The organism is Geodermatophilus sp. CPCC 205506 (assembly GCF_051383635.1).
GTDB lineage: Bacteria > Actinomycetota > Actinomycetes > Mycobacteriales > Geodermatophilaceae > Geodermatophilus.
Window position 1 is genome coordinate 62,085 of sequence record NZ_JALPKP010000016.1, and the last position, 22,627, is coordinate 84,711.

Here is a 22,627-nt window from a genome sequence, read left to right on the forward strand (position 1 = left end):
TTCCTATGCCTGGAGGGTTCAGACGCCGGGGAGGCCGACGGGGCAGGAGACGCCCGTCGAGTGCACCGGGCAGTAACCGTTGGGGACCTTGTAGAGGTACTGCTGGTGGTAGTCCTCGGCGTAGTAGAACTCGCCCAGCGGGGCGATCTCGGTGGTGATCTCGCTGAAGCCGGCCGCGGTCAGCCGCTCCTGGAACGCCTCGCGGCTGGCCCGCGCGACGGCCTCCTGTTGCGGGTCGGCGTAGTAGATCGCCGAGCGGTACTGGGTGCCGATGTCGTTGCCCTGCCGCATGCCCTGGGTGGGGTCGTGGTCCTCCCAGAACACCTTGAGCAGCTGCTCGTAGGAGATGACCGCGGGGTCGAAGACGACGAGCACGGCCTCGGTGTGACCGGTCCGCGCCGAGCAGACCTCCTCGTACGTCGGGTTGGGCGTGAAGCCGCCGGCATAGCCGGCCGCGGTCGAGTAGACGCCGGGGGTCTGCCAGAAGACCTTCTCCACGCCCCAGAAGCAGCCCGCGCCGAGGACGGCGGTCTGCAGCCCCTCGGGGAAGGGCGGCTGGATGCGGTTGCCGTTGACCGCGTGCACCTCGGGGATGTTGGGGAGCGGGTCGGGGCGGCCCGGCAGGGCCTCCTCCGGAGTGACCGGCTGGGTCTTGAACCGGGAGAACAGCATGTCCCGAGCGTAGGCCGGACCGGCGCGTCGGTCGTGCGTCACGTCCCGACGCCGGTTCGCCCCGGCCGGCAGCGGGCAGGAGGAGCGGCATGTGGCTCTTCCTCACCCGCCGGCTGCGCACCTGGCTGATCCTCACCGTCCTCGTCCCGCTCGCGACCGGGCTGGTCCGCCGCGTCGGGCGCACGCTCGAGCGCCGGACCGGCTCGACGCAGCTGACCCGGGCCCTCTACCGGGTCGGCGACCTGGGCGACCGCGCCCGCGCGACGCTCCGCGGCGGGCGCCGGCGGCGGTGACGTCGTCGGGCAGCGCCCCCGCGCTGGAGCACGAGCCGGCCCCCGTCCCGACCCGGGCGGTGGCCGTCTTCTGCCACGGCGGCACCGTCGCCAGCGTCGATCCGCCGCGGGAGCGCGCGCTGTCGCTGCTGCGGATGCGGGCGATCGAGCAGTTCGTCCGCGCCGCGGGGGCCGGCCACGGGCTGGACACCTACCTCCTGCGCTACCGGGTGGCGGGGTGGAACGGCGTGGCGGCCGACGCCTTCGCCGACGTCCGCTGGACGCTCGCGCAGCTCCGGGACCGGCACGGCGACGACGTCCCGGTCGTGCTGGTCGGGCACTCCATGGGCGGCCGCGCCGTCCTGCGCGCCGGCGGGGACGCCTCGGTGCGCGCGGTCTGCGCCCTGGCCCCGTGGACGCCGCCCGGCGAGCCGGTCGAGCACCTGCGCGGCCGCACCGTGGCGCTCCTGCACGGCCGCGGTGACCGGTGGGTGCCGGCCACGCTGTCGGCCGACTTCGCCGTCCGGGCGGCGCGGGCGGACGTCCGCGTCGCCCGGTTCACCATCGCCGGCGGGCACAGCATGGTCCGGCGGGCGCCGACCTGGCACGCCTTCGTGCGGGACGTCGTCCTCGCCGGGTCCGGCCTCGCACCGTGGCGGGCGGACCTGCGGGCGGCCCTGGACCACCGGGAGCTCGCCGTGCCCCTGTGACCGGGTGCAGGATGCCCGGTCGTGCCCCCCGTCCCCTCCCGCGTCGCCGCGCTCGGCGACGAGCTCGTCCGCATCCACGACTCCCTGCGCAGCGACCTGCGTCGACTCCAGGACGCCGTCGCCGACGGAACGCCGTCCGGCCGCCCGCTCGCCGTCCACTGCCTGGCCTTCTGCGGCGCGCTGACCCGCCACCACACCGGTGAGGACGCCGGCGCCTTCCCCGCGCTGGCCGAACGGTTCCCCGACCTGCGGCCGCTGCTGGAGAAGATGGCACAGGACCACGACCTGATCTCCGGCATCGTGGCGCGGGTGGAGGAGATCGCGGCGTCCGGCGACGCCGCCCTGGCCGGGGAGCTCGACGGGCTCGCGGCGATCATGGAGTCGCACTTCTCCTTCGAGGAGCGCCGGATCCGTGACGCGCTGGACCGCCTCGACGGCTCGGCCGCCGACCTCCTCGGCGCGTGATGCGGAGTCGACCGGTGCCGGTTTCCGTCGTGTCGGGGCTCACGAGAACAGCGCGCTGTAGCCGTTGAGCGCGGGCTGCCCGCCGAGGTGGGCGTAGAGCACGGTGGACGACGGGTCGATCTCGCCGCGCCCCACCAGGTCGACGACCGCGGCCATCGACTTCCCCTCGTACACCGGGTCGGTGACCATGCCCTCGGTCCGCGCCGCCAGCTCCATCGCGCGGATGGTCGCCTGGTCGGGGATGCCGTAGGTGCCGCCGTGGTAGCGCTCGTCCAGCTCGACGTCGTCGGCGGTCAGCCCCCGCCGCAGGCTCACGAGGTGCCCGGTGCGCTGGGCGATGCGCAGCACCTGGTCGCGGGTCTCGGCCGGCTTGGCGGAGGCGTCGATGCCGAGGACCCGCCGCGGCCGCGCCCCGTCCTCCTCGAGCTTGGCGAAGCCGGCGACCATGCCCGCCTGGGTGGACCCGGTCACCGAGCAGACGACGACGGTGTCGAAGAAGACGCCGAGCTCGGCCTCCTGCGCCGCGACCTCCTCCGCCCAGTCGGCGAAGCCCAGCCCGCCGAGCGGGTGGTCCGACGCCCCCGCCGGGATGGCGTACGGCTTGCCCCCGCGCTCCCCGATGTCGGCGAGCGCCGCCTCCCAGCTCTCCTTGAACCCGATGCCGAACCCCGCCTTGACCAGCCGGACGTCGGCGCCGGCCAGCCGGCTGATGAGGATGTTGCCGACCTTGTCGTAGACCGAGTCGGGCCAGTCCACCCAGCTCTCCTGCACGAGCACGCACTTCAGGCCCACCCGAGCGGCGACGGCGGCGACCTGGCGGGTGTGGTTGCTCTGCACGCCGCCGATGCTCACCAGCGTGTCGCAGCCCTGGGCGAGGGCGTCGGCGACCAGGTACTCGAGCTTGCGGGTCTTGTTGCCGCCGAACGCGATGCCGGAGTTCACGTCCTCCCGCTTCGCCCAGACCGCGGCGCCCCCGAGGTGCTCGGTGAGCCGGTCGAGCCGGTGCACCGGGGAGGGCCCGAACAGCAGCGGGTAGCGGGGCAGGTCAGTGAGTGCCATCGGGGGTCTCCTCGTCGGTCAGCTCGGACAGCAGCGCCGTCCAGATCTCGGTGGTGGTGGCGACGGCGGCGTCGACGTCGGAGCGCGCGCAGGCGGTGATCAGCCGGTCGTGGAGGACGACGGACTCCCGGCCGTGCGCGGTGGCGAAGCGCTGCCGCTCCAGCCGCCGGATCGCCGGGGTGAGGCGGTCGACGGTCGCGGTGAGCGCGGTGTTGCCGCACCGGCGCAGCAGCACGCCGTGCAGGTCGTCGTCGGCGGCCAGGGCGGCGTCGACGTCTCCGGCAGCGACCGCCGCGGCGAAGCGCTCGTTGGCCCCGGTCATGGCGGCGACGTCGTCGGGGGTGACGGCCGGGACCGCCTCCCGGGTGGCCAGCTCGTGCATCGCGCGGACGACGGCGGCGGCGTCGCGCACGTCCCGCACGCGCAGCGGGGTGACCCGGGTGTGGCTCTGCGGCTTGGCCTCGACCAGGCCCTCGTCGGCCAGCCGGGCGAGCGCGGCCCGCACCGGCGCCACCGACAGCCCGAGCCGGCCGGCCAGCTCGGCGTCCTTCACCACGGCACCGGGAGCGAGCTCTCCGGCCACGATCGCGTCCCGGATGCGGGCCAGGGCGACGTCGCGCAGCAGCACCCGGTCGACCGGAACAAGTCCCACGACTGACATCTCAGATGTCAGCGTCTCGTCCGTCAACCCCCCACGCGACTTTCCGCGCCGGAAGTCCCGGACTTCCGGCGCCGAAAGTCCGGGGTGTTGCGGTTGGTGGCAGGGCAGGACGTCGTCCCGGGGCCCCGGCGTGCCTACCGTCCGCGTCGTGAGCCTGGACTGGAGCACCGACCCGGCCGACGCCGTCCGCCACTTCGCGCACCGGCTGGCCGTGGAGACCGACGTCAGCGACGTGCACGCGGCCCTGGAGTCGGGCGATCCCGGCTTCGTGCTGCTCGACAGCCGCAGCCGGGAGGCGTGGGAGCAGGGGCACGTGCCGGGCGCCGTCCACCTCCCGGGGCGGGAGATCGCTGCCCGCGCGCCGGCCGAGCTGGACCGGTCCGTCCCGGTCGTCACCTACTGCTGGGGCCCCGGCTGCAACGGCGCGACCCGGGCCGCGCTCGCGCTGGCCCTGCTGGGCCACCGGGTGCGGGAGATGATCGGCGGCTTCGAGTACTGGGCGCGGGAGGGGCTGCCCGTCGCGACGGCGGACGGCGTCTCCCGCCCGGCCGTGGACCCGCTCACCGCACCGGCCGGCGCCCGCTGCGACTGCTGATCTCGTCCGGTCAGCCGTAGACGGTGTCGCCCTCCCGCCAGGGCCGGAGGCGCTGCCCGCCCGTGGTCAGCTCGTCGGGGATGACGGCCCCTCGTGACCGACCGCCTGCGTCAGACCGGGACGGAGACCCCGACGCCGCCGCGGGTGTGCGCGCCGTAGCGGGCGATCTCGCGGTCGAGGTCCAGCGGGGCGGTCATCTCCGCACCCTCCATGATCCCGGGGGTGATGAACTCGGCCGGGAGCAGCCAGGACACCTCGAACTCCAGGCCGTCCGGGTCGTGCGCGTACAGGGCCTTGGTGGTCACGTGGTCCGACATCCCGACCAGCGCGCCGGCGCGGGCCAGCGCGTCGCGGATGCGGGCCAGCTCGGCGAGCGTGTCCACCTCCCAGGCCAGGTGGTAGAGACCCACGGTGCGGCGGCCGGCCTCGGAGGCCCCAGCACCGGCGCCGATCTGGAACAGCCCCAGGTCGTGGTCGTTGGTGGACCCCTCCGCCTGCAGGAACACCGCGGCGCCGGGGATCTCCATCTTCACGCGGAAGCCCAGCACGTCCCGGTAGAACGCGTGGCTGCGGTCGACGTCCCGGACGTAGAGGACGGCGTGGTTGAGGCGCTGGACCGGCATGGCGTGCTCCTGCTCGACGGGTGACCGCCCCAGTGTGCACCGCCGTTGCTTGATCGTTCAAGTATTGGACCGTGTTCCCGGGGTACCGGCCCATCGTGGACGCCTCGGCTGCGGACGTCGTCGTCCGGGTGCCGGCGGAGCTGTCGTTCCTGTTCCGCCCCCGGGACCGCCGCGCCCGGGAGCGCCGGCTGGCGTTCGACCCGGACGCCACGGTCGCACACGTCGTCCGGGCCGCCGGGGTGCCGCCGACCGAGGTCGGCGGGCTGCGGCTGGACGGCCTCCCCGTGGCGCCGGACGCGCGCACCCGCCCCCGGAGCGTCGTCGAGGTGACCCCGGCGGATCGGCCGCAGCCGGTGCCCTCCGGCGGCTTCCTGCTCGACGTCGGGCTGGGTGCGCTGGCCCGCCGGCTGCGGCTGCTCGGCCTGGACGCCGCGTGGTCCAACTCTGCCGAGGACGCCGAGCTCGCCGCGCGGGCCGCGGCCGAGGACCGCGTGCTGCTCACCCAGGACCGCGGCCTGCTCATGCGCCGCGGGGTGCGGGGCGCGCTGGTGCGCGGGAGCCGCCCCGACGAGCAGCTCGCCGACGTCCTCGACCGGTTCTCCCCGCCGCTGGCGCCGCTGAGCCGCTGCACGGCGTGCGGCGCCGGACTCGTGCCGGTGCCCAAGGCGGAGGTCGCCGACCGCCTGCCGGCGGGCACGCGCCGCACCATCGAGGAGTTCGCCCGCTGCCCGGCCTGCGGCGGGATCTACTGGCGCGGCGCGCACGCCCGCCGGATCGACGCCATGGTGGACGCCGCGACGCACAGGTGAGCCTCCCCCCTGCGAGGCCGCCGTGTACCCGTCGAAGACCGAGGCCGCCGCGGGAGGGGCGGCGGTTTCCGCGGAAACCGACGGGAGGGCGGCGCGGGGAACGGACGGACGGCGAGGGGCTACGCTGGGCCGTACAACCGAACACACACAGCAGGGGAGCGCTTCGGCGCTGAGAGTGCGGGGCACCGCAGACCCTCGAACCTGATCCGGGTCATGCCGGCGCAGGGAGCCTGGAGGAACACATGGCCGAGCAGGCCGTCCGTCCGTCGTCCGCCGAGCACCACACCGGCCGCTGGCGGACCGTCGACATCGTCGTCACCGCCGTCCTGGGCGTCGCCTTCGGCATCGTCTTCTGGGCCTGGGGGTTGCTGTGGGCGGCCCTCGACGCCGCCTTCACCGCGTTCCCGCCTGGTCAGGCGGTCATGTACGGCGTCTGGCTGGTGCCCGCCGTCCTGGCGCCGCTCGTCGTCCGCAAACCGGGCGCCGCGCTGTTCGCCGAGCTGATCGCGGCCGTCGTCTCGGCGCTGCTCGGCTCGGCGTGGGGCACGCTCGTGCTGGTCTACGGCCTGCTCCAGGGGCTGGCCGGCGAGCTGGGCTTCGCCGCCTTCCGCTACCGCCGGTTCGGCTGGCCGCAGGCGCTGCTGGCCGCCCTGTGCGCCGGCGCCATGGCCGCGGTGCTCGACATCGTGAACTACTACCCCGACTGGACCGGCGGCTGGAAGAGCACCTACCTGCTGCTGGTCGTGGTGAGCACGACGCTCGTCGCGGGCATCGGCGGCATGGCGCTCACCCGCGCCCTGGCGGCCAGCGGCGCGCTGTCGTCGTTCGCCGCCGGCCGGTCCCGGGTCTGACCACGGGCGGGGCGCCGGCCGCCCGCGTCCCGGCCGCGGTGCGGCTCTCCGGCTGGCGGTTCCGGCACGCGAGCCGCCGGGCGTGGGCGGTGCAGGACGTCGACCTGCGGGTCGAGCCCGGCGAGCGGGTGCTGCTCACCGGGCCGTCCGGGGCGGGCAAGTCCACGCTGCTGCACGCCCTCGCCGGGGTGCTCGGCCCGGACGCCGGCGACGCCGAGGGCGAGCTCACCGTCGACGGCCGGCCGGCGCGCGAGGCCCGCGCCCGGACGGCGATCGTCTTCCAGGACCCCGACTCGCAGCTGGTCATGACCCGCGCCGGGGACGACGTCGCGTTCGGCCTGGAGAACACCGGCACGCCGCCCGCGCTGATCTGGCCGGCGGTGGACCGGGCGCTCGCGGAGGTGGGCTTCCCCTTCGGGCGGGACCGCGCCACCGCCGCCCTCTCCGGCGGGCAGAAGCAGCGGCTGGTGCTGGCCGGGGCGCTCGCCGGGCGGCCGGGCCTGCTGCTGCTCGACGAGCCGACCGCCCAGCTCGACCCGGACGGCGCCGCGATGGTGCGTGACGCGGTCACCCGTGCGATGGCCGACCGCGGCACCACGCTGGTCGTCGTCGACCACGACGCCGACAGCTGGCTGCCGCTGGTCGACCGGGTGGTCGAGCTGCGGCCCGGCGGCGGGACGGTGGACCAGCCGGCCGGGTGGCGCCCGGCGCCGCTGCGGATGCCGGTCCGCTCCCGGCACGCGCCCGGCGAGGTGCTGCTGCGCGCCGAGCGGGCCGGCTACACCCACCGCGGCAGCGTCGTCCCGGCCCTCCCGCCGACCGACGTCGTCCTGCCGGCCGGACGCACGCTCGCCGTCACCGGGCCCAACGGCACCGGCAAGTCCACCCTTGCGCTGCTGCTGGCCGGCCTGCGCGGGCCCACCACCGGGCGGGTGGTCGCCGGCCCACGGCTGACCGCCGGCCTGCGCCGCCCGGACCGGCCGCCGCACCGCTGGCCGGCCGACGAGCTGGTCCGCCGCACCGGCACGGTCTTCCAGCACCCCGAGCACCAGTTCCTCACCGGCCGGGTCCGCGACGAGCTGGCCCTGGGCCCCCTGCGGGCCGGGTCGGGGGACGACGCGGCGCACCGGCGGGCCGACGAGCTGCTCGAGCGGCTGGGCCTGGCCGCGCTCGCCGAGGCCAACCCGTTCACCCTCTCCGGTGGCCAGCAGCGCCGGCTGTCGGTGGCGACGGCGCTGGCCACCCGCCCCTCCCTCGTGGTGCTCGACGAGCCGACCTTCGGCCAGGACCGCGACACGTGGGCCGAGCTGGTCGCGCTCCTGGCCAAGCAGCAGGACGACGACCGCGCCCTCGTCCTGGTCACCCACGACGTCGCGGTGGTGACCGCCCTGGCCGACGACGTCCTGGACCTGCGCCCCTCGGGCGACCCGGTGGCGGCGTGATCGCGCCGCTGGCCCTGGGCCCGGTCCGCGAGGTGCCGCTGTCGCGGATCAACCCGGTCGCGCAGCTCTCCGCCATCGCCGTCCTGTTGCCGGTGCTGCTGGTCAGCGGCGACCTGCTCACCCCGCTGCTCGTGCTGGCCGCCGAGTGCTGCCTGCTGCCGGCGGCGGGGCTGGCCGCCCCGCGGGCGCTGCTGGCCCGCACCTGGCCGCTGCTGGTCGGCGCGGCCGGCGTCGCCTGGGTCAACGTGGCCTTCGGCGACGACGGCGCGGGCTGGCTGTCGGCCGCCGGGCTCGCGGTGCGCGTGCTGGCCCTGGCGCTGCCCGGCATCCTGCTGGTCGCCTCGACCGACCCGGTGCGGCTGGCCGACGCGCTGACCATCCACTGGCGGGTCTCCACCCGGTTCGCCTACGGCGCGCTGGCCGCGCTGCGGCTGGTGCCGCTGCTGGCCGCCGAGTGGGAGACGATCCGGCTGGCCCGCCGGGCCCGCGGCATCGAACCCCGCGGCAACCCGCTGGCGCACCTGCGGCTGTTCGCCGGGACGGCGTTCGCCCTGCTGGTCGGCGCGGTGCGCCGGGGCTCCCGGCTGGCGACGGCGATGGACGCGCGCGGCTTCGACTCCGGCGGACCCCGCAGCAACGCCCGCGGCTCGCGGCTGCGCCGCCGGGACGCGGTGTTCGTGGCCGCGGCCGTGCTGGTCTGCGCCGCCGCGGTCGCCGTCAGCGTGGCCACCGGCTCGTGGTCGCCGGTCTTCAGCTGACTCCCGCGCTACGGTCCCGCGCGTGACCCGCTACGTCGTCCTGCTGCGTGGCAGCAACGTCGGGAAGGCCCGGCAGGTGGGGATGGCCGAGCTCCGCGAGACGCTCACCGCGCGCGGCCACGAGGGGGTGCGCACCCACCTGCGCAGCGGGAACGTCGTCCTCGACAGCCCGCTGGGCGAGGCCGCGCTGGCCCGGGACGTGGAGGCGGCGGTGCAGGAGCGCTTCGGCTTCCTCTCGCCGGTCGTCGTCCGGACCGCCGAGGAGGTCGCCGCCGTGGTGGACGCCGACCCGCTCGGCGCCGTCGCCACCGACCCGGCCCGCTACCTGGTGACCTTCCTGCCGCGCCCGCCCGGGAAGGAGGAGATCGCCGCGCTGCCCCCGGCCGACGTCGGGGAGTACCGCGTCGTCGGCCGGGAGCTCTACCTCTGGCTGCCCGACGGCGTCGCCAACACCCCGCTGGCCGCCTGGGACTGGGACACGCTGCTCGGGGTCCCCGGCACAGCGCGCAACTGGAACACCGTGCGGAAGGTCGCCGCGCTGGCCGGTGTGTGACACCGGTCTCACCCACGTTTACCGGGGCTCCTCCTGACGCATACGCAGGTGTTCGGCTCGCCCGCGGGCCGCGGGAAGCGCGCGCCTCCGGGCGCCGTCGAGCACATGAGGGGGCCAACGGAGTGACACGCGAGACGGCCGGATCACTGTGGCCGTCCGCGACCCCGCCCACGTCGCGGGACGGCCTGGACTGGCAGCTCGACGACGTCGCCGAACTGCCCGCGGTGCGCGCCGCGCTGCGCCGGTACCTCGCGGGGCCGGACCTCGCCGACCTGCGCGACCGTCTGGTCCTCGCGCTGGACGAGCTGGCCTCCAACGCGCTGCGCCACGGCGGCGGTGGCGGCGTGCGGGCCGCCGTCGGGGTCACCGTGGACGGCTGGCTGATCGAGGTCTCCGACCGGGCGGCGGCCTCCCCTCCGGCGCCGGCCGTCGGCCGTGACCCCAGCGAGGGCGGCCTGGGCCTCTACCTCATCGCCGAGCTCGCCAGTGAGCACGGCTGGTACGTCACCGCCGACGCCAAGCACGTCTGGGCGGTGCTGAGGAGCTGACCGCCGAGCGCGTCAGTCCTGCGGGTGCAGCCGGATGGCGACCAGGGCGATGTCGTCCTCCAGGCCGTCGGGGCGCAGTCGCTCGATCACCGCGTCGCCGAGCTGCTCGAGGGGCAGACGCCCCAGCTCCGCCAGCGCGTCGCGCAGCCGCGCCATGCCGTCGTCGAGCGGGAGCCCCCGGCCCTCCACCAGCCCGTCGGTGTAGAGCAGCACGGTGGCCCCGCGGCGGAAGGTCACCACGTTGTCGGTGCGGGGCGCCGCCGGGTCGACGCCCAGCATGAGTTCGGCGCGCGGGGTGGACAGCTGCTCCACCCGCCCGTCGGCGTGCAGCAGCAGCGGGGGCGGGTGGCCGGCGTTGGACCACCGCAGGCTGGTGAGCCCGGCGGCGCGCTGCGCGGGGGTCTGCTCCACCCGGGCCACCGCCGCGGTCGCCATGGTGTCCATGCCCAGGCCCTCCACCGCGGCGTCGAGGTCGGCCAGCACCCGCGCCGGGCCGACGCCCTCCCGGTAGGCGATCCCGCGCAGCAGCCCACGCAGCTGGCCCATGACGGCGGCGGCCTTGGTGTCGTGGCCGACGACGTCGCCGATGACCAGCACGGTCCCGCCCCGGGGCTGCACGAACGCGTCGTACCAGTCGCCGCCGACCTCCGCGGCCTGCACGGCCGGCCGGTACCGCACGACGATCTCCGCGGAGTCCAGCACCGGCGGCGCGGTGAGCAGGCTGCGCTGCAGGTCCTCGGCGAGCCGGCGCTGCTGCTCGTACAGGCGGGCGCTGTCGAGCACCAGGGCCACCCGGGAGGCGACCTCCTGCGCGGCGGCGACGTCGTCGGCATCCGCCAGCGGCCGGTCGGCGGACCGGTAGACGCTGAGCGCACCCAGCGTGCGGCCGCGCGCGGCGAGCGGCAGCGTCACCGCCGACCGGGGGGCCAGCGCCCAGAACGTCTCGCTGGCCTCGCCCGGCGGCAGGGTGCGGCCGACCTCGGCGCCGACGTCGTCCACGGTGAGGGTCCGGCCGGAGGCGAGTGCCCGCATGATGGGCGCGTCGGGCCGGATGGCGGCCAGTCGCAGGCCGGCGTAGCGGTCCACCGTCGCCCGGGCCGCGGGGTCGCGGTGCCAGCTGCCGACGTCCCGCAGCCGGCCGTCCTCGCCCATCAGGCTGACGATCGCCCAGTCCCCCAGCACCGGGACGACCGCCTCGGCCAGCCGCTGCAGGGCGGCCTGCTCCGCGGCGCCCGCGGCCAGCGCGTCACCGGTCGCCGCGCTGACCTCGGCGATGAGGGCCAGCCGGGCCGCGCTGCGCCGCGCCCGATCCTCGGCGGCCCGGCGCTCGGTGACGTCGAGGAAGTAGACCGACAGCCCGTCCGGGCCCGGCCAGACGCGCACCTCGTACCAGGCGTCCAGGGGTGCCGGGTAGTGCGCCTCGAAGACCCGCTCCTGGCCGCTGGCCGCCGCGCCCCGGTAGTGCACCTCGAAGTCACTGCCGATGGCCGCGGGGAACAACTCCCAGATCGAGCCGTCCAGCAGCTCCTCGCGGGTGCGCCCGAGCAGCCGCTCGGCCTCGCCGTTGACGTAGGTGAACCGCCACTGGCGGTCCAGCGCGAAGAAGGCGGCGTTCATCGTCTCGAGGACGCGCGCGACCCGCGCGTCGCCGTGCCGTTGCCGGGTGGTGTCGTAGCCGACGCCGATCAGCCGGACGGCGGCGCCGCCCTCACCGGCGAAGGCCCGGCCGCGGCCGCGCACCCAGCGGGTCTCCCCGGAGGGCAGGACGATGCGGAACTCGGCGTCGTAGGCGCCGCAGGTGTCGATGGCCGCCTGCAGCGCGTCCTCGGTCCGGTCCCGGTCGTCGGGGTGCAGGCGGGCGGTGAAGGCATCGATGGTCCCGTCGAACCCGCCGGTGTCGTAGCCGAAGAGCTCCCGGAGCCGGTCGTCCCAGACCAGCCGGCCGGTGACGAGGTCCCAGTCGAAGCCGCCGATGCCGGCCGCGTCGATCGCCAGCTGGAAGCGGAGCTCGAGCCCCGCGTCGGCAGGGCGTGCCCGGTCGGGGCTCACGTTCTCACTCGCATTCCGGCCGGGGCCCGCGGCGGGTGCGCCCACGGCAGGGGGCTGGTCACCCGCTCCGGGGTGGACGGCCCGCACCTTTGTCTCACGCGGGGGATGTTCCCGACAACCGGTGTGGCCGAACGGACACCGGGCCGGGCGGCCGGGGCGGGCGCCCTCCGGTCCGGAGGAGGGCGCCCGCCACGCGGCGGGGGTGCGGACGGTGAAGTGTCCGCGGGCACGAGGTCCACGTCCGGGCGGCGGGCGTCCAGCGTCGCGGTGTCCGGTCAGTCCGTCGGCCGGCGTCGGTCCCGGCCCGGTCTCCTGCGGTCGACTCCCTGCGCCGGTGGCGGACCGGCGGCCCGATCTCGACGGCACGCCTGGCCAGGTCGGAGCCGGTCAGACACCCGGGGCTGCGGGTACCGGCGCGGACCTGTCGTCCGCCGACGGGGTGCGTCGCCGTCCGGTCGTGCCGCGCAGCGGTCGCCGCCTCCCTGGAGGGTCCGCGCGCTGCGTCGGGGCGCAGTCGGCGGGAGGTCGAGGCGGTGTACCGGTGGTGCGGAACGGCTGGGGGCGGCGGGAGGGGTCCCGTCGGGGCGTGCCAGGGGCGGTTCGAGATCGGTGGGAGGAGCGGAGGTCGGGGAGGGTCCGACGGTCGCGGCCACCGGAGGAGGCGGTGGCCGGCAGCCGGCGGGCTGGCGGGCGGTGCGGCGGACGGCGGCGCAGCTCGGTGCCGGGGTCGCGCTCGGGATCAGCCGGACGGCGATCCCCGGGCGGGTGGGGGCCGCGGGTCACCGCGTGACCTCGCCGCCGAGGAGGCCCGGGGGCCGGCCGTCGTCCGCCCGGCCCGTGCGGTGCCCGGTGCGGGAGCGGGCCGCGGTGCCGGCACCTGCCGGGCGAGCGGGGCGACCACCGGGACGCGGGACGCGGCGGCCGGACGGGCGGTCCGGGCCGGGAGGACCGGCCGGGGAGCCCCGGCCGGACGGAGCGCCGCAGCGGGGGAAGGCGCCGCGGGCTGGATCGTGGGGGTGCTGGGCAGCTCGGTCAGCACGACCGGCGCGTCGGGGTGCGGAGCCGGGGCGGCGGGGCGGCCCCAGGCGAGGTTGGCCCCCTCGGGGCCGGCGCCCCAGAGGGCCAGCCGGCGGACCAGGGCACGCAGCCGGACGCGGAGACCGGGCCGGGGGGCCTCGGCGGGCACCGGCTCGGCGGCGGGGGACGGCGCGGGAGTCTCGGCGACCGGGCGCGGGCGGGCCGCGGGCACCGGCACCGGCCGGGCGGTGGGCAGCGGACGACCCGGACGGCGCAGCGTGCCCGGACGGGTGACGACGGCCCGCACGGGCCGCGGCCGGTGCCGCAGCGGCAGCTCCTCCGCGCGGTCGAGCACGTCGAGCAGTCCGCTCAGCGTCAGGTCGTCCGCCATCCGCGACGAGCGGGGCGAGAGGGCCCGGTCGATCGCCATGACGTCCTCCTGCAGGTAGTGCCGCAGCCGGGGAAGGTGCTGCGGACAAGGAGAAAGGTAGGGACGACGGCCCCCGCGGACGGCCTTCCGGCGCCACCTCCGGAGGGCGCGTGACCCAACCGTTGTGGAGGCTCTCCGGACCGGTCGGTCACCCCTCCTCCGGGGCACGCACTTGTCGACAAGCCGTGCCCCCCTGAGCGTGGAAGCCGCAGGTCAGGCCCTCGGTCACGCCGGGACACGCCCCGCCGCGCCCGCGTGTCGGAGCCGGAGGCCCCGCGGCCCGCGGCGCGGTGACCCGGGCCGCACGCGCACGACCCCGACGTCCCGGGTCTGGTGGGATGGCCCGGTGGCCACCCGCACCCCTCTGGTGATCGACACCGACCCCGGCATCGACGACGCGCTGGCGATCCTGCTGGCCCTGGCCAGCCCGGAGGTGGACCTGCGCCTGGTGAGCACGGTGCACGGCAACGTGGACCTGGCGCAGACGACGGAGAACGCGCTGCGGGTGCTGCACCTGGCCGGCCGGTCCGACGTCCCGGTGGCCGCCGGCGCGCGGGACTCGCTGGTCTACCGGCAGCCGGAGCGGGCCGGCCACGTGCACGGTTCCAGCGGCCTGGGCGGGGTGGACCTGCCGCCGTCCCCCGGCCGCGTGGACCCCCGGCCGGCCGTCGTGGCGCTGGCCGACCTGCTCACGACGTCGGAGACGCCGGTCACGGTGGCCGCGATCGGGCCGTGGACCAACATCGCCCTGCTGCTGGCGACCTATCCGGAGGCCGCCGAGCGGATCGGCCGGCTGGTGCTCATGGGCGGGTCGGCGGCGCGCGGGGGGAACGTGACCGCGGCCGCGGAGTTCAACGTCTGGGCCGACCCCGAGGCCGCCCAGCGGGTGCTCGGCTCGGGCGTCCCGACGGTTCTCGTCGGCCTCGACGTCACCCTGCCCACCGTGCTCGACGAGGAGGGGATCGCCCGCTTCGCCGCGGCCGGCCCGGTCGGCGCGACGGCCGCGGCGATCCTGCGGCAGTACCTCGACCACGCCCGGTCGGCGTACGGGACCACGGGCGTGGTGGTCCACGACGCGCTGGCCCTCACCGAGGCGATCGTCCCGGGCACGCTCGGCACCGTCCGGCGGGACGTCGTCGTCGACACCACCCTGGGCGCCGGACGCGGGCAGACCCTGGTGGACCGGCGCTCCGTGTCGGACTCCCCCACCGCGGTGCAGGTAGCCGAGACGGTGGACAGCCCGGCGGCGGTGGAGTTCCTGGTCAGCCGGCTGGAGTCGCTGGCCCGCTCACTGCGCTGACCCGCGCCCCGGCGCGGTCGGGGCGGACCGGCCGTCGCGGGTGGACTCCACGATGCCCGTGGCGATCTCCCGCAGCTTGCGGTTGTAGCGCTGGGAGGCGTCCCGGAGGATCTCGAACGCCTGCTCCGCGTCGACGTGCCGCTGGGCCATGAGCACCCCCTTGGCCTGCTCGATGACCGCCCGCGACTCCATCGCCAGCCGCATGTTGCGCGTCTGCTCGCCGAGCCGGTCGTGGGCGTCGGCGTTGGCCACGGCGACCGCGACGGCCTCCGCCACCGCGGTGGCCACCTCCTCGGACTCGGCCGAGGCGAAGGCGGCCGGCCGCGAGGAGTAGATGTTCAGCGCGCCGATCGAGGCGCCCTGGTAGGGCAGCGGCATCGACAGCGAGCTGCGGACGCCGACCGCCTGCACGCGCGCGGCGTAGTCCGGCCAGCGCTGCTCGGTCCGCATGTCGTCGACCCGCAGCACCACGCCGCCCCGGCCGGCGTCCATGCAGGGGCCGTAGCCGCGCTCGTACTGCAGCTCGTCGGCGGCCAGCGCCATCTCACCGGTGTGCGCGGCGGTGAACGCCCTGTCGCCGCGGACGAGGGTGATCGAGGTGGACTCGGCGCCGGGGATGCTCCGGGCGGCGATGTCGGTGACCTCGCCGAGGATCTCGTCGAGGGCCCGGTCGCCCAGCATCACCCGGCTCAGGTCACGCCACAGCTCCTGCACGCGGCCAGTCTGCCCGCTTCTCCGTGCCGCCCGGCACCCCTCGGCCGGGCGCAACGGCGACCCGCCGCTGCGGGTGGCCGCGCTTTCGGTCAGGATGGAGTCCGGCCGGCCCCACCGGCCGACCGGCCTGCGGAGGGGGTGGCGATGGGCCAGGAGCCGTGGCCGCAGGTGCCGGTGCCCTCCCTGCCGGGAGACGTCTGGCACTGGCAGCTCGACACGATGCACGTCGTGTCGCGCGTGCGGTCGGACCTGCGGGCCCGCATCGCCCACCCCTCGGTCTCCTCGTCCTCCACCGAGGACGCCCGCGACGGCCTGCTGCTGGTGTTCGAGGAGCTGGCGTCCAACGCGCTGCGGCACGGCGGCGGCGCGGTGCGCGCCCTGGTCGTGGCGGGCACCGACGGCTGGCTGCTCGACCTCAGTGACGAGGCGCCGGACCGCCCGCCCATCCCGGCCGTCGACCGCGACCCCGCCCTGGGCGGCATGGGCCTGCACCTGGTCGCCCAGCTCTCCAACGAGTTCGGCTGGGAGGGCCGGCCCGGCCGCAAGCACGTCTGGGCGCGCATCCCCAACGGCCGCACCCCGCTGGAGATCGTGCAGGACCGCGTCCCCGAGCCCCGCAGCCCCGAGGTCCCTCGACACGACTGAGGCCGCGAGGCCTCGTGATCACCGAGCGGCGCGGGCCACCGCGGCGGCGAACCGGGCGTGGCCGGCCCGCACCTCCGCCATCGGGGCCAGCACCTCGTCCTGCGCCACCACGTCGACCGCGGCGCGCAGCCGCTGCTCGGCCCGCCGCGCACGCCGGCGGGCCCGCAGCCGCACGAACGGCCGCGCCACCAGCGCCAGCAGCGCCCCGGCCAGCAACCCTCCGATCAGCAGCAGCGTGGGCAGCGGCAGCCCCTCCACCCGGGGCAGCGGGACGACGTCGTCGAGCTGGAACAGGCCGAGGACGACGAGCGCGAGCAGCCACAGCGCCCCGGCCAGCGCGACCAGCGTCAGCAGCCACTGCAGGCCACCCACGCCGCGCTGCCACAGCGGCGTGCGCTGCGGGCCGAGGTCGGTCCCGGCGACGGCCCGGTCCAGCTCGTCGGCCAGCCGCTCCTCGGACACCTCGACGGTGCGACGCAGGTCGTCCCGCCACGCCTGCGGCAGCCCCTCGCCGGCGGCGTCCCGTGCCGACCGCAGCGCCCGCGCGACCGCAGCCTGCTGCACCGTGCCGGCGGCGGGCAGCGAGGTGCGCGCCCGGTCGTCCCCGAGGTGCAGCCGGTCGAGCGGGTCGGCGCGCAGCTTGCGGGTCCAGCGCACCAGCGGCCAGCCGGTGGCCGCCGTCCCGCTGCGGCGCACCGAGCGATCCACGGCTGCGGCGACCGTCGGCACGCCGGCGGCGTCGGCCAGGGCCTCGGTGAGCTCCTCGCGGTCGTGCCGCTCGACACCGGCCCCCTCCGAGGCGCCCTGCGCGGCGGCACAGTGGACGGCGAGGGCGGCGGCCGCGCCCTTGACGTCGGCGGTCAGCCGGTCGGTCGCCGCGCGGCGGGCCGACACCCGCGTGGCGAGGTCCGCGCGCAGCTCGCCCAGGCCGGCGCCGGTGCGCGCGGAGACGGCCAGCAGCGGCGTCTGCGCCAGCCCCTCCCGGTCGAGCAGGCCGCGCAGGTCGGCCAGGCAGGCGCGGACCGCCTCGGGGGCCAGCCGGTCGACCTGGTTGAGGACCACCAGCAGCACGCCGGCGTGCCCGGCCAGCGGCACGAGGTACCGGTCGTGGACGGCGGCGTCGGCGTACTTCTCCGGGTCGAGCACCCACACGAGCACGTCGACGAGCTGGACCAGCCGGTCGACCTCGAGCCGGTGCTCGAGCTTGACGCTGTCGTGGTCGGGGAGGTCGAGCAGCACCAGCCCGTCCAGCGCGGGCTCCGGCGGGTGCCGGTGCCGGCGCGGCACCTCCAGCCAGTCGAGCAGCCGGTCCGCGCCGTCGGCTCCCCAGACCGTGGCGTGCGCGACGCCGGTGGTGGGACGCCGCACGCCCGGCGTGCTCACCTCGCTGCCCGACAGCGCGTTGAACAGCGTGGACTTGCCGCTGCCGGTGGCCCCCGCCAGCGCGACGACGGTGGCGTCGCCGAGCGCCTCGCGGGCGCCGGCCTTGGCGAGGAGGGCGCGGGCCCGGCCGACCGGGTCGGCCTCCCCGGCCCCGTCCAGGTCGAGGTGCTCCTGGGCCACCTCCACGGCCTCGCGCAGGGCCGCCAGCCGGTCGGCCAGCGGCGGCGTCCTCCCCCTCATGCGTCGGCCCGTGCCGTGGTGAGGGAGGCGGCGGCCGCCCGCAGGCGGGCTGCGTCGTCCGGCTGTGGGCCGACGTCGTCCACCAGCCCGTCGAACCGGCCCTGTTCGTAGCGGAGCAGGGCGTCGGCACGGGCCTGGAGGTCCTCCCGGGCGCGCGCGGCCAGCGACCGGACGGCGGCGTCGCCGAACACCGCCTCCAGCAGCCGCTGCCCCAGCGCCGTGGTGCCGCCGGCGACCGCGACCTCCCCGCCGGTCAGCCCGCCGGTCTGGGCGAAGACGGCGACCATGACCACGGCCCCGGCGCCGTTGACGCCCCAGGACAGCACCCGGGCGCGGGTGCGCTTGCCGGCGCCCTCCTCCCGGACCAGGTCCAGCACGAAGCCCTGCCAGTCGCGCACCTGCGCGGCGGCCGCCTCGGGGAAGTCGTCGGAGACCCGGTCGAGGTCCTCGTCGGCGACGGCGAGCAGGGCGGGCCCGCCGGGCAGCGCCCGCCAGGCGGTGACGGTGCGCTCGGCGGCGCGGTCGGCCTCGGCCCGCAGCAGCGTCTCGACGCTGGACTCCAGCGCGCCGGTGAGGTCGTCGGCGGGGTTCGGCCGCCCGGTGAGCGCCGCGGTCACCCGGTCGCGCAGCCGGCCGATCGAGCCCTGCAGCGAGCGCATCCACTCCCCCGTGCCGACGAACTCCTGCCAGCGGGCCAGCACCTCACCGCGCAGCAGGCTCCCGCTGCGCACGCCGTCGTCGATGCCCTCGTAGGCGGCGGTGAAGGCGGCGGCCGCGGCGCCGTGCAGGGCGGCCGCCGCCTCCGCCTGCTCCTCGACGGCCGCGGCGATGCCGGCCACCCGGTCCTCCAGGCTGGCCAGGGCGCCGGTGAGGGTCTGCCGGACGACGGCGGCCCGCTGCTCCTGGTCGGCGGCCAGCGCGTGCAGCCACTGCCGCAGCGGGGCGACCTGGTCCTCGGGCAGCCGGCCGTCGGTCAGCGGCCGCTCCTCGATGACGAACAGGCGGGCCCCGGACAGGCCGGCGCGCTCGAGCATCCCGGCGAGGTCGGGGGCGATCTCGGCCGCGGCCCCCGGCGGGACCCGGTCGAGGACGACCGCGAGCGCGGTGCCCCGCTCCTGCGCCGTCCGCAGGAGGTCCCAGGGGACAGCGTCGGCGTAGCGCGATGCCGTCGTGACGAAGACCCACAGGTCGGCCGCGGCCAGCAGCTGGGCGGCGAGCTCGCGGTTGGACTCGACCACCGAGTCGACGTCGGGGGCGTCGAGCAGCGCCAGCCCGGGCGGGACGTCGTCCCGCGGGACCAGCTGCAGCGTGCCGGGGCCGCCGGAGGCGCCGGTGACCCGGGCGAAGCCGGGCAGCACCCGCTCGCCGGCGAAGGCGGCCTGGTCGGCCCGCGCGCAGACGAGCACCGGCGACCGGGTGGTCGGCCGCAGCACGCCGGCGGAGGTGACCTCGGCGCCGATCAGGCTGTTGACCAGGGTGGACTTGCCCGCGCCGGTCGAGCCCCCGACGACGGTGAGCAGTGGCGCGTCCAGGTCCCGCAGCCGGGGCAGCAGGTAGTCGTCGACCTGCTCGACGACCCCGCGGGCGGCGCGGCGGGCGGGGTCGCTGCCCGGGGTGGCCAGGCCGAGGGGCGCGGACGCGACCTCGTCCCGCAGGGCTGCCAGGGCCTCGGGCAGGCGGGCGGGGAGGGTCACACCAGGGGGACTGCCCCGCGACCGCCGTCCTCAGTCGTCGGAGCGGCCGGAGCGCTCCTCGCGCAGCGCCTGGAAGACACGGCGGCGCAGCCGGTCCTGCTCCTTCTCGGGCAGGTCGAGGAACCGGAGGGAGAGCTGCCAGCGGGGTCCCGTGGTCCGCTGGCGGACGACCTCGGCCGCGACGGGCAGGTCGCCGTCCTCCAGCCCGACCACGATCCGCACCGTGCTGCCCGGCAGCGGCGGGTTGCCGTAGGCCTCGACGAGGACACGGGTGCCGGCCTCGCTGAGGTCCAGGGTCTGCCCCTCGACCTCGACGCCGTTGACACCGAGGAGCACCGGCCGGACGACGCGGGCGCGGACCGCCTCACGGCGCTGGGTGGCCTCCGCGGGGCCGGCGACGGTCAGGTGCCAGCGGGGGACGGCGCCGCGCTGGACCGTGGTCACCTGCGCCGGCAACGCCCAGCCGCTGACCGCGTCGCGCCAGAAGACCTCCACGTGGTCGCCGACCCGGACGACCTCCTGGTCGACGAACTCGCTGCTCGAGGGGCGGAGCACGAGCAGCTCGTCGCCGGAGGCCTCGACCCGGGTGCTCACGGAGAACCGGCTGCCGGCAGCCGTCACCTCGGCGTCGGCGTCCACCTCCGGGCGGACGACTCCCGCCACGACGCTCATGCGTGCTCTCCGTTCCGCGCCACGACGGCCCCGGTTCACAGACGTCGCGCTCGGAGGAACGGTAACCGGGGTTCAGGCCCGCAACCGTTCCGCGGCCGCCACCCACCCCCGCAGGGGGAGGCCGGGCGGAAGCCTCTGGCGTCCTCCCGGGCTCAGCGCCGCAGGCGGGGGCGGAAGCTGCGGCGGATCCGGCGCCAGCGGTTCGGCGTCCGCTCGGCGTCGAGCAGCTCGGTGTCGGCGAGCGTCCGGTCCACCGGGCCCAGGTCGGGCGGGGTGAAGGGGACCAGCGAGCGGCCGACCGGGCGGCGCAGCCGCTCCACCGCCGTCAGCAGGGACCCACCGCAGTCGGCGATCACCTCCGCCACCGCCTCGGGCGGGACGCCGAGGTGCTCGCCGAGCAGGCGGTCACGCAGCCCGGTGACCGCCGCGGCCAGCTCGTCACGCCGCGGGTCGTCGGGGCGGACCTCGATGGAGACGTCGCACTCGGTGTCCAGCCCCATCGACCGGTTGTTCAGGTTGGCCGACCCGACCCGCAGCAGCCGGTCGTCGACGACGAGCACCTTGGCGTGCACGTAGATCGGGTGGCGGCCCTCGGTGACCGGCACGTAGAGCCGGAACCGGCCGTGCACGTCGGCGTCCTCGATCAGGGCCAGGAGCTTGGCGCGGGCCGGACCCATCGCCTTCTCGTCCAGCCACCCGTAGGCGCTCTCCGGGTTGACGACGACGAACTCCGGGCCGTCGTCCTCGCGGAGCCGCTCGGCGATCGCCTCGGCGATGCGGCGGTTGGCGAAGTACTGGCTCTCGATGTAGACGGTGCGCCGGGCGCCGGCGATCACGGCCAGCCAGAGCAGCTCGATCTCGTGCACCAGCTCCGCGCCGCCGTGCTCGGGGCGGGTGCGGGAGATGGCGACATCGACGTCGGTCAGCAGCGGCTCGACCTCAGGCGGCCAGCACGCCTCCACACCGGTCACCGGCTCCAGGCTCCGGCCGGTGCCGCTCTCCCACCGCTCGCGTGCCAGGTCGCCCAGCGCCCGGGCGGCCGGCCCGGAGACGAGGCTCGTGACGTCGTGCCAGGGCCCGGTGGGCCGGTGCGTCCCGGGCCGGCGGCGCAGCGGCTGGCGGTCCAGGTGCTCCGCGGTGTCCCAGCGGTCGGCGGTGACGTCGATGCCACCGGCGAAGGCCAGGCAGTCGTCGATGACCACGATCTTCTGGTGGTGCGCGCCGCCGACGGGGTGGTGCGTGTCGACCGTCATCGTCAGCCGGTCCGGCGTGCGCCGGTTCAGCAGGACGATGGGCGCCAGCCCCCGCGCCAGGGCGAAGACCATGCCCAGGTCCCACTGCAGGACGCCGATCTCCAGCTGCGGGTTGGCCTTGACCGCGTCCTCCAGCACCCGGCCCAGCTTGTCGGCGCGGCGGGAACCCGAGCCGCGGCGTCCCTGGCGCCGGGGGTCCAGCCGGATCCGCGGGTCGAAGTCCCAGCCGATGAACAGCACCCGCCGCTCGGCGCGGAGCACCGCGCCCTTGAGCGCGGCGAAGTAGTCCGCGGCGTCCACGAAGACGGCGTGCCGGTCGGCGCGCTCGATCCGCCAGCAGGTCTCGCCCGGGACCAGCAGGTCCTCGGTGGCGAGCGGCCCGGAGCCCTCGTCGTACACCCCGGTCAGCCGTTCCGCCGCAGGAAGCCGGACACGAAGTCCCGCAGGCTCCGGGTGGGCCGCAGCCAGGCGCCGTCCGGCGGCAGGGCGTCGAGGCGGACGCGGTCCAGCGGCTCGACGAACGCGCCGGGGACGTCCTCGATGTCGATGAACTCCAGGACGTCGGAGCTGATCGCGTACCCGGCGACCTCGCTGAACGCGACGACGACGACCTGGGTGCCGGCGCGGGCCAGCGCCTCCAGCGGCTCGGCGAAGTTCCGCCCGTCGCCGGAGAAGACGACCAGCCGGCGCAGCCGGTGGCTGTGCTGCCGGACGGCGATGTGGTCGAGCATGGCCTGGTCGATGTCGTCGTCCGGCTGGGCCTTGGGGCGGGCGAAGACGGCGAACCCGAAGCTGCGCAGCGCCTCCACCCAGCGCTGCAGCGAGCCGACGACCGGCGGGATGTTGGCGAAGACGCAGGCCTCCACCTCCGGGGCGTCGGGCACCCCGGGATCGCCGGCGCCCTCGACGAACCAGGCGGCGATCGCGTCGAACCGCGGCCGCGACGCCGCGGTGGGGCGGGCGCCGATGACCGTGGAGAGGGTCATGTCGATGTTGGGCGCGTCCCAGATCAGCAGGTCGAGCGCCGGGCGGGCGCGGCCGTCCGTGACGTCGGTGTCGAGCGCCGGCTCGGCGGCGAGGTCCAGGTCGGTCACGGGGGCAGTCTGCCCGGTCGGCTGCGGAGCGGTGGCCGGTGCCTGCACCGGGCGCGGCGGACCGGCCGGTGCGGTGGCCCGCCGGGTCACCCGCCGCCGGAGCCCGGGTGCCCGGCGC

24 protein-coding genes and 1 riboswitch are annotated in these 22,627 nt (G+C 76.7%); of the genes, 12 read left to right on the forward strand and 12 right to left on the reverse strand.

The annotated features are described in order from the left end of the window. Positions 1-18: 18 nt before the first annotated feature. Complete coding sequence (gene msrA, locus MY520_RS11320) at positions 19-672, reverse strand: peptide-methionine (S)-S-oxide reductase MsrA (RefSeq protein ID WP_436692195.1); 654 nt, start codon at positions 670-672, stop codon at positions 19-21. Between the two features lie 89 nt (positions 673-761). Here msrA and MY520_RS11325 point away from each other — a divergent pair, with 89 nt between their 5' ends. Genes MY520_RS11325 through MY520_RS11335 form a run of 3 tightly spaced genes read left to right on the forward strand, consistent with a single transcriptional unit; the run spans position 762 to position 2,119 of the window. Further along, positions 762-965, forward strand: coding sequence for a hypothetical protein (locus tag MY520_RS11325; RefSeq protein WP_436692196.1), 204 nt, complete (start codon positions 762-764; stop codon positions 963-965). Beyond that, complete coding sequence (locus MY520_RS11330; protein ID WP_436692197.1) at positions 962-1,654, forward strand: alpha/beta fold hydrolase; 693 nt, start codon at positions 962-964, stop codon at positions 1,652-1,654. The genes MY520_RS11325 and MY520_RS11330 overlap by 4 nt, the downstream gene beginning before the upstream one ends. A gap of 21 nt (positions 1,655-1,675) precedes the next feature. Then, positions 1,676-2,119, forward strand: coding sequence for a hemerythrin domain-containing protein (locus tag MY520_RS11335; RefSeq protein WP_436692198.1), 444 nt, complete (start codon positions 1,676-1,678; stop codon positions 2,117-2,119). A gap of 39 nt (positions 2,120-2,158) precedes the next feature. Here the strand turns inward: MY520_RS11335 and MY520_RS11340 are convergent, their stop codons facing one another. Both MY520_RS11340 and MY520_RS11345 read right to left on the reverse strand, forming a co-directional pair. Further along, a complete protein-coding gene (locus MY520_RS11340) occupies positions 2,159-3,178 on the reverse strand; it encodes a 1-aminocyclopropane-1-carboxylate deaminase (RefSeq protein WP_436692199.1) in 1,020 nt (339 codons plus the stop codon). Further along, entirely contained in the window at positions 3,165-3,830 is a 666-nt protein-coding gene (locus tag MY520_RS11345) for a GntR family transcriptional regulator (RefSeq protein WP_436692200.1), read from the reverse strand. Before MY520_RS11345 ends, MY520_RS11340 begins: the two co-directional genes overlap by 14 nt. A gap of 157 nt (positions 3,831-3,987) precedes the next feature. Here MY520_RS11345 and MY520_RS11350 point away from each other — a divergent pair, with 157 nt between their 5' ends. Further along, positions 3,988-4,434 (forward strand): rhodanese-like domain-containing protein, encoded by a 447-nt coding sequence (locus tag MY520_RS11350; protein WP_436692201.1) that lies wholly within the window; start codon positions 3,988-3,990, stop codon positions 4,432-4,434. 110 nt (positions 4,435-4,544) lie between these two features. Here MY520_RS11350 and MY520_RS11355 read toward each other — a convergent pair whose 3' ends face one another. Continuing rightward, the gene (locus MY520_RS11355; RefSeq protein ID WP_436692202.1) at positions 4,545-5,057 is read right to left on the reverse strand and encodes a VOC family protein; all 513 of its coding nucleotides are present in this window, start codon (positions 5,055-5,057) and stop codon (positions 4,545-4,547) included. Positions 5,058-5,152: 95 nt separating this feature from the next. Between MY520_RS11355 and MY520_RS11360 the strand changes: the two genes are divergently transcribed. The 6 genes from MY520_RS11360 (at position 5,153) to MY520_RS11385 (ending at position 10,018) form a co-directional block, all read left to right on the forward strand. Further along, entirely contained in the window at positions 5,153-5,866 is a 714-nt protein-coding gene (locus MY520_RS11360; protein ID WP_436692203.1) for a Mut7-C RNAse domain-containing protein, read from the forward strand. Between the two features lie 142 nt (positions 5,867-6,008). Next, a riboswitch (TPP riboswitch) is annotated at positions 6,009-6,112 on the forward strand. Further along, positions 6,109-6,717: an ECF transporter S component gene (locus MY520_RS11365; RefSeq protein ID WP_436692204.1), complete on the forward strand. Its 609-nt coding sequence runs from the start codon at positions 6,109-6,111 to the stop codon at positions 6,715-6,717. It overlaps the preceding riboswitch by 4 nt. A gap of 38 nt (positions 6,718-6,755) precedes the next feature. Next, a complete protein-coding gene (locus tag MY520_RS11370; RefSeq protein ID WP_436692205.1) occupies positions 6,756-8,159 on the forward strand; it encodes an ABC transporter ATP-binding protein in 1,404 nt (467 codons plus the stop codon). Continuing rightward, a complete protein-coding gene (locus MY520_RS11375; protein ID WP_436692206.1) occupies positions 8,156-8,917 on the forward strand; it encodes an energy-coupling factor transporter transmembrane component T family protein in 762 nt (253 codons plus the stop codon). The genes MY520_RS11370 and MY520_RS11375 overlap by 4 nt, the downstream gene beginning before the upstream one ends. A gap of 22 nt (positions 8,918-8,939) precedes the next feature. Beyond that, positions 8,940-9,470 carry a DUF1697 domain-containing protein gene (locus tag MY520_RS11380; RefSeq protein ID WP_436692207.1) on the forward strand — a complete coding sequence of 177 codons (531 nt, stop codon included), beginning with the start codon at positions 8,940-8,942 and terminating at the stop codon, positions 9,468-9,470. Between the two features lie 122 nt (positions 9,471-9,592). Then, on the forward strand, positions 9,593-10,018 hold the full coding sequence (locus MY520_RS11385) for an ATP-binding protein (protein WP_436692208.1): 426 nt from the start codon (positions 9,593-9,595) through the stop codon (positions 10,016-10,018). A gap of 12 nt (positions 10,019-10,030) precedes the next feature. Here the strand turns inward: MY520_RS11385 and MY520_RS11390 are convergent, their stop codons facing one another. Beyond that, positions 10,031-12,067 (reverse strand): SpoIIE family protein phosphatase, encoded by a 2,037-nt coding sequence (locus MY520_RS11390; protein WP_436692209.1) that lies wholly within the window; start codon positions 12,065-12,067, stop codon positions 10,031-10,033. A 739-nt stretch (positions 12,068-12,806) separates the two neighbouring features. Further along, the gene (locus MY520_RS11395; protein WP_436692210.1) at positions 12,807-13,514 is read right to left on the reverse strand and encodes a hypothetical protein; all 708 of its coding nucleotides are present in this window, start codon (positions 13,512-13,514) and stop codon (positions 12,807-12,809) included. Positions 13,515-13,860: 346 nt separating this feature from the next. Here MY520_RS11395 and MY520_RS11400 point away from each other — a divergent pair, with 346 nt between their 5' ends. Next, positions 13,861-14,814, forward strand: a complete 954-nt coding sequence (locus MY520_RS11400; RefSeq protein ID WP_436692211.1) for a nucleoside hydrolase — start codon at positions 13,861-13,863, stop codon at positions 14,812-14,814. Here the strand turns inward: MY520_RS11400 and MY520_RS11405 are convergent. Then, positions 14,803-15,528 (reverse strand): GAF and ANTAR domain-containing protein, encoded by a 726-nt coding sequence (locus MY520_RS11405; protein ID WP_436692212.1) that lies wholly within the window; start codon positions 15,526-15,528, stop codon positions 14,803-14,805. The genes MY520_RS11400 and MY520_RS11405 overlap by 12 nt on opposite strands. Before the next feature lie 144 nt (positions 15,529-15,672). Here MY520_RS11405 and MY520_RS11410 point away from each other — a divergent pair, with 144 nt between their 5' ends. Further along, the gene (locus tag MY520_RS11410; RefSeq protein WP_436692213.1) at positions 15,673-16,173 is read left to right on the forward strand and encodes an ATP-binding protein; all 501 of its coding nucleotides are present in this window, start codon (positions 15,673-15,675) and stop codon (positions 16,171-16,173) included. An 18-nt stretch (positions 16,174-16,191) separates the two neighbouring features. Here MY520_RS11410 and MY520_RS11415 read toward each other — a convergent pair whose 3' ends face one another. The 5 genes from MY520_RS11415 to MY520_RS11435 all read right to left on the reverse strand — a co-directional run bounded on the left by MY520_RS11415 (position 16,192) and on the right by MY520_RS11435 (position 22,509). Beyond that, positions 16,192-17,796, reverse strand: coding sequence for a GTPase (locus MY520_RS11415; protein ID WP_436692214.1), 1,605 nt, complete (start codon positions 17,794-17,796; stop codon positions 16,192-16,194). Further along, positions 17,793-19,490, reverse strand: coding sequence for an ABC transporter (locus tag MY520_RS11420; protein WP_436692215.1), 1,698 nt, complete (start codon positions 19,488-19,490; stop codon positions 17,793-17,795). The genes MY520_RS11415 and MY520_RS11420 overlap by 4 nt, the downstream gene beginning before the upstream one ends. A 30-nt stretch (positions 19,491-19,520) precedes the next feature. Continuing rightward, a complete protein-coding gene (locus MY520_RS11425; RefSeq protein ID WP_436692216.1) occupies positions 19,521-20,162 on the reverse strand; it encodes a flagellar brake protein in 642 nt (213 codons plus the stop codon). Positions 20,163-20,314: 152 nt separating this feature from the next. Beyond that, positions 20,315-21,814: a phospholipase D-like domain-containing protein gene (locus MY520_RS11430; RefSeq protein WP_436692217.1), complete on the reverse strand. Its 1,500-nt coding sequence runs from the start codon at positions 21,812-21,814 to the stop codon at positions 20,315-20,317. Positions 21,815-21,819: 5 nt separating this feature from the next. Further along, positions 21,820-22,509 (reverse strand): NYN domain-containing protein, encoded by a 690-nt coding sequence (locus tag MY520_RS11435; protein WP_436692218.1) that lies wholly within the window; start codon positions 22,507-22,509, stop codon positions 21,820-21,822. Between the last annotated feature and the right edge of the window lie 118 nt (positions 22,510-22,627).